Below are 15,430 nucleotides of genomic sequence, written 5' to 3'. Positions count from 1 at the left end.
GGCGGCCGCCCGGGGGCGTTACGCCGGCTGCACGATGCCGGCCGCGGAGCCTCTCGCCCGCTCCAGGATGAAGTCGATGAAGGTCCGCGTCGCGCGCGTGTGCTGGCGGTTCGGCATGTAGAGCATGTACATCTGCGTGCCGAAGATGCTGAGCCGCCAGTCGCCGAGCGTGGTCACCACGTCGCCGCGGCGCACGTCGTCGTTCACGACGTAGTCGGGCACGAGGCCGATGCCCAGTCCGGCCAGGATGGCCTGCCGCAGGAAGAGGAAGTTCTCGGAGATCAGCGTCGGCTCCAGGACCACCTCCCGGCGCTCCTCGCCCTGGTAGGCGGAGATGCGCAACTGACGCCCGATCACCGCGGCAGTCACCACCGGCGCGCCCTGCAGGTCATCGAGCTGCGTGGGCAGCGGATGCGCCTGCGCATAGCCCGTCGACGCGCAGGCCACGTAGCGCACCGGACCGAGTTCGCGCGCGACGAGGTTCTGCGGCGGCTCGGGGATCACCCGGATCGCGATGTCCACCTCGTCGCGCAGCAGGTCTTCGATGCGGTTCTCGAACAGCACATCGAGCACGATGCCCGGGTACTGTCGCTTGAAGTCGATGAGCCACTCGGACATGACCAGCTGCCCGTAGCCGCTAGGCACGCTCAGCCGCACGCGTCCCTGGAGGCTCTGGCCAAGGGTGGTGACCGATTCCCGCGCAGCCAGCAGTTCGCCCTGGATCGCCACGCCGTGCTGGTAAAGCCGCAAACCGATCTCCGTGGGCTCGGCGCGCCGGGTGGTGCGCCGCACGAGTTGCGCGCCGACGGAGCGCTCGAGCTGGTTGAGGTGGTAGCTCACGTTGGCGCGACTCATCTTCAATCGGCGCGCGGCTTCGCTCAGGTTGCCGGCGTCGAGGATTTCGACAAGCAGGGTCAGCGATTGCAGGTCCATGGCACCTATTTTGTCAAAAATCCTTTGACAGTCTGTCAACGCGGAATGCAATTGTCAAAGGCGCGAGCCGGATCAAGAATCGCGGATTCATCCTCAAGGAACCGTCCGGTTCCGCCCTCCGGAGACACACAGCATGGCCACGTCCCCCGTTCCTTCCACGCCCGACCTTGTCAAGTTCCAGCGCGATGCCAATGTGCTGGTCGTGACCATCGACAACCCGCCGGTCAATGCGCTGGGCGTCGACGTCCGCCGCGGCTTGGTGGCCGCGATCGATGCAGCGGAAGCCGACAGCGGCGTGGCCGCGGTGCTGGTCGTGGGCGCGGGGCGCAACTTCATTGCCGGCGCCGACATTCGCGAATTCGGCAAGACGCCGCAACCGCCGTCGCTGCCGGAAGTCTGCGGCCGGATCGAGAACTGCTCCAAGCCCGTCGTGGCAGCGATCCACGGCGCCGCGCTCGGCGGTGGCCTGGAGATCGCGCTGTCGGCGCACTACCGGCTGGCGGTGTCCTCGGCCAAGCTGGGCTTGCCTGAAGTGCAGCTCGGCCTGCTGCCCGGCTCCGGCGGCACGCAGCGTGCGCCGCGGTTGATCGGTGCGAAGGCGGCCCTCGAACTGATGCTGAGCGGCCGCCACGCCGGCGCGAAGGAAGCGCTCTCGCTGGGTCTGGTCGACCGCCTGGCCGAAGGCACCGACGCACTGCCGCCGGGCCTGGCCTATGCAAATGAACTCGTCGCCGCCAAGGCGCCTGTACGCCGCACGCGCGATGCACAAGGGCTGGCCGATGCCGAAGCGAGCCGCGCCGCACTCGAAGCGGCCCGCACCGACACTGCCAAGAAGAGCCGCGGCCTGTTCTCGCCGATGAAGATCATCGAAGCCGTCGAGGCCGCGCTGACGCAGCCCTTCGACGAAGGCATGGCGCTCGAACGCAAGCTGTTCCTGCAATGCATCGACAGCCCGCAGCGCGCGGGCCTGATCCACGCTTTCTTCGCCGAACGCGAAGTGCTGAAGGCGCCGGAGACCAAGGTCGCGAAGCCCCGCCCGCTGGACTCGGCCGGCATCATCGGCGGCGGCACCATGGGCGCCGGCATTGCGGTGGCGATGCTCGACGCCGGCATGCCCGTGACCATGATCGAGCGCGACGAGCCCAGCCTCGCGCGCGGCCGCGCCCATGTCGAGAAGGTGTACGACGGCCTCGTCCAGAAGGGCCGCATGACGCCCGAGGCCAAGGCCGCCGTGATGGCTCGTTTCTCGGGCTCGACCTCCTACGACGCGCTCGCCAAGGTCGACATCGTGGTCGAGGCCGTGTTCGAGGAGATGGGCGTCAAGAAGGCCGTCTTCGCCGAGCTAGACCGCGTCTGCAAGCCCGGCGCGGTGCTGGCCACCAACACCTCGTATCTCGACATCGACGAGATCGCCGCCAGCATCTCGCGCCCGGGCGACGTGGTGGGCCTGCACTTCTTCTCGCCGGCCAACATCATGAAGCTGCTGGAGATCGTGGTGCCCGCCAAGGTGAGCGCCGATGTCGTCGCCACCGGCTTCGAACTCGCAAAGAAGCTGAAGAAGGTGCCGGTGCGTGCCGGCGTGTGCGATGGCTTCATCGGCAACCGCATCCTCGCCGTCTACCGGCAGGCCGCCGACCACATGATGGAAGACGGCGCTTCGCCCTACCAGATCGACAAGGCGGTGCGCGACTTCGGCTACCCGATGGGCCCGTTCCAGGTGTCCGACCTCGCCGGCGGCGACATCGGCTGGGCCACGCGCAAGCGCAAGGCCGCCACGCGCGACCCGAAGGCGCGCTACGTGCAGATCGCGGACCGCATCTGCGAGCGCGGCTGGTTCGGCCAGAAGACCCAGCGCGGCTACTACCTGTATCCGGAAGGCGCACGCGCAGGCAGCGAAGACCCCGAGGTGCTGGCCATCATCGACGCCGAGCGCCAGCGCGCCGGCATCACGCCGCGCAGCTTCACCGACGACGAGATCATGCGCCGCTACATGGCCGCGATGATCAACGAAGGCGCCAACGTCGTGCACCAGCGCATCGCGCTGCGTCCGCTCGATGTGGACGTGACCTTCCTGTACGGCTACGGCTTCCCGCGCCATCGCGGCGGCCCGATGAAGTACGCCGACACCGTCGGGCTCGCCAATGTGCTGGCCGACATCCGCGAATTCGCGAAACAGGACCCGCTGTTCTGGAAACCCTCGCCGCTGCTGGTCGACCTCGTCGAACGAGGCGCCGATTTCGCAAGCCTCAACCAATCCGAGTAAGGAGATATCCCATGCGCGAAGCCGTCATCGTCTCAACCGCCCGCACCCCGCTCACCAAGGCGCACCGCGGTGAATTCAACATCACTCCCGGCGCGACGCTGGCGGCCTTTGCCGTCAAGGCAGCGGTCGAGCGCTCGGGCATCGATCCCGCGTTGATCGAGGACGCGATCCTCGGCTGCGGGTATCCCGAAGGCACCACCGGCCGCAACATCGCGCGCCAGAGCATCATCCGCGCGGGCCTGCCGATTTCGATCGCCGGTACCACGGTCAATCGCTTCTGCGCCTCGGGCCTGCAGGCCATCGCGATGGCGGCGGGCCGCATCATCGTCGAAGGCGCGCCGGCCATGATCGCCGGCGGCGTGGAGAGCATCTCGCAGATCCGCACCCGCAGCGCCACCGACAGCGGCGACAGCGGCATGGACCCGTGGATCGTCGAACACAAGCCCGCGCTCTACATGGCGATGATCGAGACCGCGGACATCGTGGCCCAGCGCTACGGCATCAGCCGCGAGGCGCAGGACCGCTTCTCCGCCGAGAGCCAGCGCAAGACCGAGGAAGCGCAGGTCGCCGGCCGCTACAAGGACGAGATCGTGGCCTGCACCACCACGATGGCCGAGACGAACAAGGAGACCAAGGAAGTCACGCAGCGCGAGGTGACGGTCGACCACGACACCTGCAACCGCCGCGGAACCACCTACGAAGCGCTCGCGAAGCTGCAGCCCGTGATGGGCGCGGACAAGTTCATCACCGCGGGCAATTCATCACAGCTTTCCGACGGCGCCTCGGCCTGCGTGCTGATGGAGGCCAAGGAGGCCGAGCGCGCCAACCTGAAGCCAATGGGCGCCTTCCGCGGCCTGGCCGTGGCCGGCTGCGAGCCCGACGAGATGGGCATCGGCCCGGTGTTCGCGGTGCCGAAACTGCTGGCGCGCCACGGCCTGAAGGTCGACGATATCGACCTCTGGGAGCTCAACGAAGCCTTTGCTTCGCAGTCCATCTACTGCCAGGACAAGCTCGGCATCCCGGCCGAGCGACTCAACGTCAACGGCGGCGCGATCTCCATCGGCCATCCGTTCGGCATGACGGGCGCGCGGCTCGCCGGCCACGTGCTGATCGAAGGCAAGCGCCGCGGGGCGAAGTACGCGGTCGTCACGATGTGCATCGCCGGTGGCATGGGTGCCGCCGGCCTCTTCGAAATCTATTGAGGAGTCCGCCATGGACCTGAACTTCACCCCCGAAGAAGAAGCCTTCCGCGGCGAAGTGCGCGGCTTCCTGGCCGCCAAGCTGCCGAAGCGCCTGTCCGACATGGTCGGGAGCGGCAAGCACTTGGCCAAAGCCGACATGGAGGAATGGCACGCCATCCTCAACGAGCGCGGCTGGCTGGCCAACCACTGGCCCGAACAGTACGGCGGTCCGGGCTGGACCGCAGTCGAGAAGTTCATCTTCGAGAACGAATGCGCGTTGGCGCATTCCCCGCGCATCGTGCCTTTCGGCGTGAACATGCTCGGGCCGGTGCTCATCAAGTACGGCAACGAGGCGCAGAAACGCCACTGGCTGCCGCGCATCCTCGACGGCTCCGACTGGTGGTGCCAGGGCTACTCGGAACCGGGCGCGGGCTCCGACCTCGCTTCGGTCAAGACTTCCGCCGTGCGCGGCGTCGATGCACAGGGCGACCACTACATCGTCAACGGCCAGAAGACATGGACCACGCTCGGCCAGCACGCGAACATGATCTTCTGCCTCGTGCGCACCAACCGCGAGGCGAAGAAGCAGGAGGGCATCAGCTTCCTGCTGATCGACATGACATCGCCCGGCGTGGAAGTGCGCCCGATCATCACGCTCGACGGCGAGCATGAGGTCAACGAGGTGTTCTTCAGCGACGTGCGCGTGCCGGCCGAGAACCTCGTCGGCGAGGAGGACAAGGGCTGGACCTGCGCCAAATACCTGCTGACCTACGAGCGCACCAACATCGCCGGCGTCGGCTTCTCGGTGGCCGCGATGGAACAGCTCAAGGCGATCGCCGCGAAGCAGACGAAGAACGGGCGTCCGCTCGCTGAAGACCCGGCCTTCGCGGCGCGCATGGCGAAGGTCGAGATCGACCTGGAGAACATGAAGACCACCAACCTGCGCGTGATCGCGGCGGTGGCCGGCGGCGGCGTGCCGGGCGCGGAGAGTTCCATGCTCAAGATCCGAGGCACCGAGATTCGCCAGGAGATCTCGGCGCTGGCCCGTCGTGCATTGGGTGCGTATGCGCGGCCCTTCGTGGTCGAGGCGCTGAAGGAAGGCTTCGATGGCCAACCGGTCGGCCCGGCCTATGCGGCACCGATTGCGGCGCGCTACTTCAACAATCGCAAGCTGTCGATCTTCGGCGGCTCCAATGAGATTCAGAAAAACATCATCTCCAAGATGATCCTCGGACTCTGAGAGAACAGCCATGAACTTCGAACACACCGAAGACCGGCGCATGCTCGCCGACAGCCTGAACCGTTTCATTGCGGAGCAGTACGCCTTCGAGACACGCGATCGCATCGCCAAGTCAGCGCAGGGGTTCAGCAGCGAGATCTGGCAGCAGTTCGCCGAGCTGGGCGTGATCGGCGCACTGTTCAGCGAAGCCGATGGCGGCTTCGGCGGGGGCGGCTTCGATGTCGCCGTGGTCTTCGAGGCACTGGGTCGCGGCCTGGTGGTCGAGCCGCTGCTGGGCGCGGTGATGGCCGGCGAGGCGATTTCCGTCGCCGGCAGCGACGCGCAGAAGGGCGTGCTCGCGGAGATCATCGGCGGCACGACGATCGCCGCGCTGGCGCATGACGAACCCGAGACCCACTACGAGCTCAGCCGCGTGCAGACGCGCGCCGAGCGAAGCGGCGACGGCTGGGTGCTGAACGGCGCGAAGGCGGTCGTGCAGCAAGGCGAGCAGGCCAACCTGTTCGTGGTCTCCGCGCGCACTTCTGGCGCGGTGGATGACGAGGCGGGCATCTCGCTGTTCCTGGTCCCCGCGAAAGCACAAGGACTTGTGTTGCGCGGCTCTCCGGCCATCGATGGCGGTCGCGTGGCCGAACTCACCTTGGACAACGTCAAGCTCGGCGCCAGCGCACTGCTGGGCGCCGAAGGCCAGGGCTACGCAACGCTGGAACGCGCGACGGGTCGTGGCCTGCTCGCCCTGTGCGCCGAGGCGCTCGGCGCGATGGAAGCCGCCAAGACCGCCACGCTGGAGTACCTGCGCACGCGCAAGCAGTTCGGCACGCTCATCGGCAGCTTCCAGGCGCTGCAGCACCGCATGGCGGACTTGCTGCTGGAGATCGAGCAGGCGCGCTCGGCAGTGATCAACGCCGCCGCGGCCATCGATGCCGATCGCGTGACGCGCGAGCGCGCGCTGTCGGCGGCCAAGGTCAGCATCGGCCGCATCGGCACGCTGGTGGCCGAGGAGAGCATCCAGATGCACGGCGGCATCGGCATGACCTGGGAACTGCCGCTGGCCCACTATGCCAAGCGCCTGGTGATGATCGATCACCAGCTCGGCGACGAGGACCATCACCTCCAGCGCTACATCGCGCTGGGGCAGGAGCGCCATTGATGACCGGCGCACTGCCAGGGAAGCCCTTCAGCGCGTCGTTTCCCATCCACAGCCTCGCGGACATCCGCCGGCTCGAGGAAACGCCGCTGCAGGAAGTCCTGACCGTTCGCAGCACCTACGAGATCTTCCGCAATTCCGGCGCCGCTTTCGGCGACAAGACGGCGCTGACCTTCCTGCGCACGGGCAAGCCGGAGGACGAGCCGATCCGCTGGTCCTATGCCGAACTGCTTGCCGGCATCCACCAGACCGCCAATGCGCTGCACGCGCTCGGCGTCGGGCCCGACGATGCGGTTGCCGTGCTCCTGCCGGGGTGCCTGGAGTCCCACCTCGCGCTGTGGGGTGGCGAGGCGGCCGGCATCGTGCAACCGCTCAATCCGCTGCTGACGGACGAGAAGCTGGTCTCGCTGATGACGGCCGGCCGCGCCAAGGTGCTGATCGCCTACGGTTCGGATGCGGAGTCCGGCATGTGGTCGAAGGCGATGCGTCTTCGCACCCAGGTGCCCACGCTCACCACCGTGCTGCGCGTGGCACCGCATGACGAAGCACCGGGCAGTGCGGGCGTGTTGCCCAAGGGCGTGGCGGACTTCAAGGCCGTGCGCGCACGCGAGCCGGCCGACCGCCTGGTGAGCGGCCGCGACATCCAGCCCGGCGACATCGCCGCCTACTTCCACACCGGTGGCACCACCGGCGCGCCCAAGCTGGCGCGCCACAGCCACGGTGCCCAGGTGTTCACCGCCTGGGCCAGCGTCAACGTCACGGGCCAGGGTCCGGACGACATCTCCATCAACGGCTATCCGCTGTTCCACGTGGCGGGCGTGCTGCCGGCCTCGCTGGCTTCGCTGTCGGCAGGCGTGGAGGTGATCATCCCGACGCCCTCGCTCCTTCGCAACAAGGAGGTACTTGCCAACTACTGGCGCCTGGTCGAGAAATACCGGCCGACCTCGCTGTCGGCGGTGCCGACCGTGCTCGCGGCACTGGCGAATGTGCCGCTGAATGGCGCGGACATCTCGTCGATCCGTTACTGCCGCACCGGCGCGGCCGTGCTCTCGCCGGAGCTCGCTTCGCGCTTCGAGCGCCTCTTCGGCCTGCACGTGCACGAGAGCCTGGGCATGACGGAGACCGCCGGCATCTCGACCATCACGCCGCCCGGCGTGACAGGGCCTGCCGGCTGCGTCGGCTTTCCGCTGCCCTACGAGCAACTGCGCATCGTCGCCCTCGACGAGAACGGCAATGCCAGCGACCGCGACATGCCGGCGGGCGAACAAGGAATGGTCCTGTTCAAGTCGCCGAACCTGTTCTCGGGCTTCGTCGATCCGGCCGACAACGCCAAGGCCTTCACGGCCGACGGCTGGCTCGCCACCGGCGACCTCGGCTGGGTGGACGATCAAGGGCGGCTGAACCTCAGCGGCCGCTCGAAGGACCTGATCATCCGCAGCGGCCACAACATCGACCCGAAGGTGATCGAGGACGCACTGAGCGCGCACCCGGCCGTGCAGCTCTGCGCCGCGGTCGGCGCGCCCGACGCCTACGCGGGTGAACTGCCGGTGGTCTTCGCGACGCTCGTGCCCGGCGCTTCGGTGAGCGAAGAGGAGTTGCTGGCCTTCACCGCAGGCCGCGTCGATGAGGCGCCCGCCAAGCCCAAGTCGGTGACCGTGATCGAAACGATGCCGATGACCAACGTCGGCAAGATCTACAAGCCCGAGCTGCGCTCGATGGCTGCACGCAAGGTGGTCACGGCGATGGTCGATGAAGCCTGTGCCGCGCTGGGCATCGACGCCGCAGCGCACCCGCAGGTTCAGGCCGATGGCGAGAATGCCGTGAAGGTCATCGTCGATGCAACTTCAGTGGGCGCCTCTGCGCAGGCACTCCGGAGCGAGTTGCAACAGGTGCTGGGCCGCCTGCCCGTCAAGATCCAGGTGACCCTGAAATAGCGCCGCGGGGTGAAGCGCTGCGGGGGCCGCGGACGGGGCGGCAGCTAAGGAAACCCCCGATGGATGAAAGGTCATCCATCGTTACGATCCATCACTGTTTCCCTGTCGAGGTGTACGGATCGCGTCCCGGCGTCCGGCCGGTGACACGACGATGGCTACACCTTCCTGCTTCCCCCGATGACCACTCCCCCCGAGTCCGGCCCCGTGCTGGACGCCGCCAGCCCCCTCCCCCCTGAAATCGAAGCCGCCGACGAGCCGACGCGCGTACCCCTCGCCATCGAGGACTGGGCGACGGTGATCATCATGGGCCTGCTGGCCTGCATCACCTTCGCCAACGTGCTGGTGCGCTACTTCACCGACTCCTCCTTTGCCTGGACCGAGGAGTTCTCCGTCTTCCTGATGATCCTGCTGGCGCTGGTGGCGGGCTCCGCCGCCGTCGCGCGCGACCGGCACATCCGCATCGAGTACTTCGCCGAAAGCGGCACCATGGCGCGGCGCAAGCGGCTGGCGCAGTTCGGCGCGCTGATGGTGGCCATCCTGTTCCTGCTGATCGGCGCGCTGAGCGTGCGCGTGGTGTGGGACGACTACCGTTTCGAGGAAACCTCGCCCGGCATCGGCGTACCGCAGTGGTGGTATTCGATCTGGCTGCCGATCGTCTCTTTCGCGATCGCGCTGCGGGCCGTGGGCCTGTTCGTGCGCCGTGGCCGCAAGACGAACTACGGGGGCTCGGACCAGTGATCCCGACGCTCCTCTTCGTCGCCTTCCTGCTGATGATGCTGGTCGGCGTGCCGATCGGCGCGGCGCTCGGTCTCGCAGGCGCGGCATGCATCGCGCTCGCCAACGGCGACGCCCAGTGGTTCGGCCTGCTGGCCGTGCCGCAGAACTTCTATGCGGGTCTCGGCAAGTACCCTTTGCTCGCGATCCCGATGTTCGTGCTGGTGGGCTCGATCTTCGACCGCTCCGGCGTCGCGCTGCGACTGGTCAACTTCGCGATCGCCATCGTCGGCCGCGGCCCCGGCATGCTGCCGCTGGTGGCGATCGTGGTGGCGATGTTCCTCGGCGGCATCTCGGGCTCGGGCCCGGCCAACGCGGCTGCGGTCGGTGCGGTGATGATCACGGCGATGTCGCGCGCAGGCTACCCCGATGCGTACTCGGCCAGCGTGGTCGGTGCGGCGGCCGCGACGGACATCCTGATTCCGCCGTCGGTGGCATTCATCGTCTATTCGGTGCTGGTGCCCGGTGCGTCGGTGCCAGCCCTGTTCGCCGCCGGCATGATTCCCGGCATCCTGGCCGGCGTCGCGCTGATCGTCCCGGCCGTGTGGCTGGCTCGCAAGCACAAGATGGGCGCGCTCGAATCGAGCCTGCCGCGTCCGCCGTTCTGGAAGAGCTTTCGTGAAGCGACCTGGGGCCTCGCGGCACCGGTGCTGATCCTCGGCGGCATGCGCGCCGGGCTTTTCACGCCGACCGAAGCGGCGGTGGTGGCGGTGTTCTACGGACTCTTCGTAGGCATGGCGATCCATCGCACGATCAAGGTGCGTGACCTGTTCGTGATCCTGCGCGAATCGGGCGAGCTGTCCGCGGTGATCCTGCTGGTGGTGTCGCTCGCGGGCATCTTCGCGTATTCGCTCTCGACGCTGGGCGTGATCGATCCCGTCACGCGTGCGATCGTGAATTCGGGACTCGGCGAATACGGCGTGCTGTCGCTGCTGATCCTGCTGCTGATCACCGTCGGCATGTTCCTCGACGGCGTGTCGATCTTCCTGATCTTCGTCCCGCTGCTGTGGCCGATCGTGCAGTACTACAAGTGGGACCCTGTGTGGTTCGGCGTGATTCTCACGCTCAAGGTCGCGCTCGGCCAGTTCACGCCGCCGCTGGCCGTGAACCTGATGGTGTCGTGCCGCATCGCCAATGTGCGCATGGAAGAGACCGTGCGCTGGGTCGGCTGGATGCTGTTCGCGATGTTCCTTGTGATGGTGGCGGTGATCATCTGGCCGGAGCTTGCGCTTTGGCTGCCTCGCAAACTGGGCTACTGAAGATGCGAAACGTGTGCGTTGGGGTTGAACTGTCCGCCTCCACGACCGTTGTTGTGTGCCGGCTCGCAACGTTCGAGAGACCCTGGTCCGTCGCACAACCCCGGAGCCCGGTATGCGGTGCGGGCTGTGCAACCCCTCTGCGCCGCCGAAGCGCGCAGCCTCAGGCGGAAAAAGGGCCGCGCGTGTTTGAGCGAAGCGAGTTTGCGCGGACCCCGCCTGAGGCGAGCACTGCAGGGCAGCCCGAAGGGCCGGCGCAGCGGGGTTGCACAGCCCGCACCGCATACCGGCGCACCCCCCAACACAAAGACCGTTCCAAAGATTCACCCCAAGGAGACTGACCCATGAATATCCGTCGTTCCCTGCTAGGCCTCTTGGCCGTAGCTGCCACCCTGAGCACCTTCTCGGTAGCTGCGCCCGCGCAGAGCTACAAGGCCGAATACAAGATGTCCCTGGTCCTGGGCCCGCCCACGCCGTGGGGAGAGGCTGGCCGCATCTGGGCCGACCTCGTCAAGGAGCGCACACAGGGCCGCATCAACATCAAGCTGTACCCCGGCGTGTCCCTCATCCAGGGTGATCAGACCCGCGAGTTCAGTGCCCTGCGCCAGGGCGTGATCGACATGGCCGTCGGCTCGACCATCAACTGGTCCCCGCAGGTCAAGCAACTCAACCTTTTCTCGATGCCCTTCCTGATGCCCGACTACGCCGCTGTCGACGCGCTCACGCAAGGCGAAGTAGGCAAGGAAATCTTTGCGACCCTCGACAAGTCGGGTGTGGTCCCCCTCGCCTGGGGCGAGAACGGCTTCCGCGAAATCACCAACTCGAAGAAGCCGATCAAGTCGCCTGAAGACCTCAAGGGCATGAAGATCCGAGTGGTCGGCTCGCCCATCTTCTCCGACATGTTCAGCGCGCTCGGTGCCAACCCCACGCAGATGAGCTGGGCCGATGCACAGCCCGCACTCGCCAGCGGCGCTGTCGACGGCCAGGAGAACCCGCTCTTCCTGTTCACCGTGCTCAAGATGCACACCGTCGGCCAGAAATTCGTGACCACCTGGGGCTACGTGTGCGACCCGCTGGTGTTCGTCGTCAACAAGGAAGTCTGGGCCTCCTGGACACCGGCCGACCAGGCCATCGTCCGCCAGGCCGCGATCGACGCCGGCAAGCAGAACATCGCCCTGGCCCGCAAAGGTCTGCTCGGGGACAAGCCCGTGCTCAAGGACATCGCGGGCATGGGCGTGACGGTGACCCAGTTGACGCCAACCGAACGCGATGCCTTCGTGAAGGCCACGCGGCCGGTGTATGCCAAGTGGAAGCCGACGATCGGCAACGACCTGGTCACGAAGGCCGAGCAGGCCGTCGCCGCGCGCAAGCAGTAAAAGGCTGACGCCCAAGAAAAAGCCCCGCGATGCGGGGCTTTTTCATTTGGCTGGTGCGTTCACTGCGGCTTGCCCAACCCCAGCTTCTCGATCAACGCCTTCTCGCGCGTGAATGTCGTCTGCGCGAACTTCGCGTAGTCGCTCGAACTCATGTAGATCGGCAGCATGTCGTAGCGGCCGAGCGCGGCGACGTAGCTCGGCTCTTCCATCGCCTGCTTGAACGCATCGTGCAGCTTCTTCACGACCTCCGGCGGCGTTCCCTTGGGCGCGCCGATGCCGAAGGGCGAGTTCTGCACGATGTCGATGCCCAGCTCCTTCAGCGTCGGCGCATCCGGGAATTTGGCAAGGCGCTTGTCGCCCCAGGTGTTGAGCACGCGCAGCTTGCCCGACTCCACCAGCGGCGCGAAGCCGGTCGAGTCGGCGATGGCCATCAGGTGGTTGCCCAGCACGGCCTGCGAGAGATCGGCGCTGCCCTTGTACGGCACGTGCTGCAACTGGATGCCGAGTTGCTGCGCGATCAGCTCGGTCGTCAGGTGCGGGCTGGTCAGGTTGCCGGTCGAGCCGTAGGTGAGCTTGCCCGGATTGGCCTTCGCATAGGCAACGAAATCGGCCCAGGTCTTGAAGGGACTGTCGGCCGGGACCGCAATGCCGAAGGCGTAGCCGGTGACGTTGATCACATAGCTGATGTCCTTGACCGGGTCCCAGTTGATCTTCGTGGTGTATGGCAGGCGGAACACCCCGAGCGGGATCTGGCCGATGGTATAGCCGTCGGCCGGCGCAGTCTGCAAGGCCTGCGCGGGCAAGGTGCCGCCCGCGCCGGGCTTGTTGTCCACCACGATCGGCTGGCCGATGATCTTCGACGCGTTGTCGGCAAGCTGCCGCATCGTGATATCGGTGGGTCCGCCGGCAGGGAACGCGATCACGAGCTTGATGGGCCGGCTGGGAAAGCCTTGGGCGTGCACGGCCGTGGCAGCGATGCCGAGAAGGGCGGCGCACAAGAGGGAACGACGAAACATGAGCTGGCTCCGGATACGGGTCGAAATTCGACGGGCCGCCATTTGGCCGCAGGGACATTCCATGGGCAATGGGGGAATGTCCCGGTCGAGTCAGCCCGCTTGCTGCATGAATCCGTCGAGCACGTTGACCGCATTGGCGCCCACCTCGGCCACCGCGTAGCCGCCTTCGAAGACGAAGACGGTCGGCAACCCGGCGCGCGCAATGTCCTCACCGATACGAAGGAAATCGGGCGTGGCGAGCGTGAAGCCTGCGATCGGATCGCCCTCGAAGGTGTCGAGCCCCAGCGACACGACCATTGCACCGGGCTTGAACGCGGCGATGTGCTGCAAGGCGTCCTTCAATGCTTCCCGCCATGCGGCGAAGCCGGTGCCCCGCGCGAGCGGCAGGTTGCGATTGAAGCCCAGGCCCTCGCCCGCGCCGCGCTCGTCGGCGTAACCCAGGAAGTAGGGGTACTCGGTGTGCGGATCGCCGTGGATGCTTGTGAATTGAACATCCGCGCGCTCGTAGAAGATCGCCTGCGTGCCGTTGCCGTGGTGGTAGTCGATGTCGAGCACGGCAACACGCTCCACGCCCGCATCGCGCAATGATTGCGCGGCGATGGCGGCGTTGTTGAGGAAGCAGTAGCCGCCGAAGAAATCCGCGCCGGCATGATGGCCTGGCGGACGCGTGAGGGCAAAGGCCGCGCGCCGCCCCTCCAGCACGCGCGCCGCAGCCGTCAACGCACAGTCCGCGCCCGCGCGTGCGGCACGCCACGTGCCCGAAGTCAGCGGCGTGCCCGCGTCGTACGAGAACAGGCCCATCCGCGCCGGAAAGCTCGCCGGCAGCACATCGGCGCGAAAGGTCCGGATCGGCCAGTACGAAGGCAAGGCATCGCGTTCGGCATTGGCCGGATCCATGGCCACCCATTCGTTCCAGGCGTTGGCGAGAAAGTCGAGGTAGCGCGGCGCGTGCACGCCAGCGATGGCAGCATCGTCGAACGTGTCCGGCGATTCGATCGCGCCGAGCCGGCGCTGCTTCAGCGCCTCCAGCACGTAGTCCGCGCGCGCGGGGACCTCGAAGCACGGCACGAGTTCGCCGCGGAACATCTCCACCTTGCCGTGATGCAGCGCGTGGCGATCGTTGTAGATCGTCAGCATCAGGCTTCGCGCCGAACCGGCACGCGTTCGATCTCCTGTACCGGCAAGGTCAGCACGACATGCTTCTCACGCGAACGGGCCAGCACCGGCGCCAATGCCACCCCCGTGTGCGTACCCAGGCGCACCACCTCTTCCGGCGGTGCCGCCGCCACGACGCGCCCGCCTGCGTTGCCGCCTTCGGGCCCGAGATCGATCAGCCAGTCGGCTTCGGCGATCACATCCAGGTCGTGCTCGATCACCACCACGCTGTGCCCGCCGTTCACCAGCCGGTGCAACACATGGATCAGCTTCTCGACGTCCGCCATGTGCAGCCCGACCGTCGGTTCATCGAGCACGTAGAGCGTGTGCGGTGCCTTGTTGCCGCGGCGCGTGACGTCGTCGCGCACCTTGCTGAGTTCGGTCACCAGCTTGATGCGCTGCGCCTCGCCGCCCGACAGCGTCGGCGACGGCTGGCCCAGCGTCAGGTAGCCCAACCCCACGTCCTTCAGCAACTGCAGCGGATGGCTGATGTTGGGCATCGACGCGAAGAACTCGACCGCCTCGTCGACCTCCATCTGCAGCACGTCGCCGATGCTCTTGCCACGCCAGCTCACGGCCAGCGTCTCGGGATTGAAGCGTGCGCCATGGCACACCTCGCAAGGCACCTTCACGTCCGGCAGGAAACTCATCTCGATGGTGCGAACACCCGCGCCGTCGCAGCCCGGGCAACGCCCCTCGCCCGTGTTGAAGCTGAAGCGCGCAGGTCCGTAGCCGCGCGCCTTCGCTTCCAGCGTGTCCGCGAACAGCTTGCGGATCGTGTCCCAGAAGCCGATGTAGGTCGCCGGACAACTGCGCGGCGTCTTGCCGATCGGGGTCTGGTCGACCTCCAGCACGCGGTCGATGGTCTCGTAGCCTTCGACCGCGCTGCAACCCACCCACTTCGGATGCTTGCCGGCCGCATCGGCATCCCGTCCGGCCTTGGTCATGCGCTGCACTACGACCGCGTACACGTTGGCCAGCAGAACGTCGCGCGCGAGCGTCGACTTGCCGGATCCGCTCACGCCCGTCACCGCCACCAGACGATGCAGCGGGAGGGACACGGTCACGTCCTGCAGGTTGTGCAGATCCGCGCCGCGCACCGTGAGCCACTGCAGTCCTCCCTCCCCCTCTGGGGGAGGGTTGGGGTGGGGGCACCCC

At 67.0% G+C, this 15,430-nt stretch carries 12 protein-coding genes; 8 read left to right on the top strand and 4 right to left on the bottom strand.

Translation table 11 applies throughout. The features are described 5' to 3' along the window. Positions 1–18 precede the first annotated feature (18 nt). Complete coding sequence (locus AC1D3B_RS27290; protein ID WP_478193801.1) at positions 19–933, bottom strand: LysR family transcriptional regulator; 915 nt, start codon at positions 931–933, stop codon at positions 19–21. Positions 934–1,066: 133 nt separating this feature from the next. On the opposite strand from AC1D3B_RS27290, the gene AC1D3B_RS27285 reads away from it, so the two are divergent. The 8 genes from AC1D3B_RS27285 to AC1D3B_RS27250 all read left to right on the top strand — a co-directional run bounded on the left by AC1D3B_RS27285 (position 1,067) and on the right by AC1D3B_RS27250 (position 12,101). After that, the gene (locus tag AC1D3B_RS27285) at positions 1,067–3,196 is read left to right on the top strand and encodes a 3-hydroxyacyl-CoA dehydrogenase NAD-binding domain-containing protein (RefSeq protein ID WP_478193800.1); all 2,130 of its coding nucleotides are present in this window, start codon (positions 1,067–1,069) and stop codon (positions 3,194–3,196) included. A gap of 11 nt (positions 3,197–3,207) precedes the next feature. Next, entirely contained in the window at positions 3,208–4,398 is a 1,191-nt protein-coding gene (locus AC1D3B_RS27280; RefSeq protein ID WP_478193799.1) for an acetyl-CoA C-acyltransferase, read from the top strand. A 10-nt stretch (positions 4,399–4,408) separates the two neighbouring features. Next, positions 4,409–5,617, top strand: coding sequence for an acyl-CoA dehydrogenase family protein (locus AC1D3B_RS27275; protein WP_478193798.1), 1,209 nt, complete (start codon positions 4,409–4,411; stop codon positions 5,615–5,617). A 10-nt stretch (positions 5,618–5,627) separates the two neighbouring features. After that, positions 5,628–6,764, top strand: coding sequence for an acyl-CoA dehydrogenase family protein (locus AC1D3B_RS27270; RefSeq protein ID WP_478193797.1), 1,137 nt, complete (start codon positions 5,628–5,630; stop codon positions 6,762–6,764). Further along, positions 6,764–8,695, top strand: a complete 1,932-nt coding sequence (locus AC1D3B_RS27265) for an acyl-CoA synthetase (protein WP_478193796.1) — start codon at positions 6,764–6,766, stop codon at positions 8,693–8,695. The genes AC1D3B_RS27270 and AC1D3B_RS27265 overlap by 1 nt, the downstream gene beginning before the upstream one ends. Before the next feature lie 177 nt (positions 8,696–8,872). Further along, complete coding sequence (locus AC1D3B_RS27260; protein WP_478193795.1) at positions 8,873–9,433, top strand: TRAP transporter small permease; 561 nt, start codon at positions 8,873–8,875, stop codon at positions 9,431–9,433. Then, the gene (locus tag AC1D3B_RS27255) at positions 9,430–10,728 is read left to right on the top strand and encodes a TRAP transporter large permease (RefSeq protein ID WP_478193794.1); all 1,299 of its coding nucleotides are present in this window, start codon (positions 9,430–9,432) and stop codon (positions 10,726–10,728) included. Before AC1D3B_RS27260 ends, AC1D3B_RS27255 begins: the two co-directional genes overlap by 4 nt. Before the next feature lie 341 nt (positions 10,729–11,069). Continuing rightward, on the top strand, positions 11,070–12,101 hold the full coding sequence (locus AC1D3B_RS27250; RefSeq protein WP_478193793.1) for a DctP family TRAP transporter solute-binding subunit: 1,032 nt from the start codon (positions 11,070–11,072) through the stop codon (positions 12,099–12,101). A gap of 59 nt (positions 12,102–12,160) precedes the next feature. Here AC1D3B_RS27250 and AC1D3B_RS27245 read toward each other — a convergent pair whose 3' ends face one another. From AC1D3B_RS27245 to AC1D3B_RS27235, 3 genes are all read right to left on the bottom strand, one after another. Next, the gene (locus tag AC1D3B_RS27245) at positions 12,161–13,117 is read right to left on the bottom strand and encodes a Bug family tripartite tricarboxylate transporter substrate binding protein (RefSeq protein WP_478193792.1); all 957 of its coding nucleotides are present in this window, start codon (positions 13,115–13,117) and stop codon (positions 12,161–12,163) included. A gap of 90 nt (positions 13,118–13,207) precedes the next feature. Beyond that, positions 13,208–14,254 carry a histone deacetylase family protein gene (locus tag AC1D3B_RS27240; RefSeq protein ID WP_478193791.1) on the bottom strand — a complete coding sequence of 349 codons (1,047 nt, stop codon included), beginning with the start codon at positions 14,252–14,254 and terminating at the stop codon, positions 13,208–13,210. Beyond that, positions 14,254–15,430: excinuclease ABC subunit UvrA (locus tag AC1D3B_RS27235; protein WP_478193790.1), on the bottom strand; the 1,177-nt coding region annotated here is incomplete at its 5' end. The genes AC1D3B_RS27240 and AC1D3B_RS27235, both read right to left, overlap by 1 nt.

The organism is Variovorax sp. P5_A3, from assembly GCF_056400665.1.
This window is presented reverse-complemented; position numbering and strand designations above follow the sequence as displayed.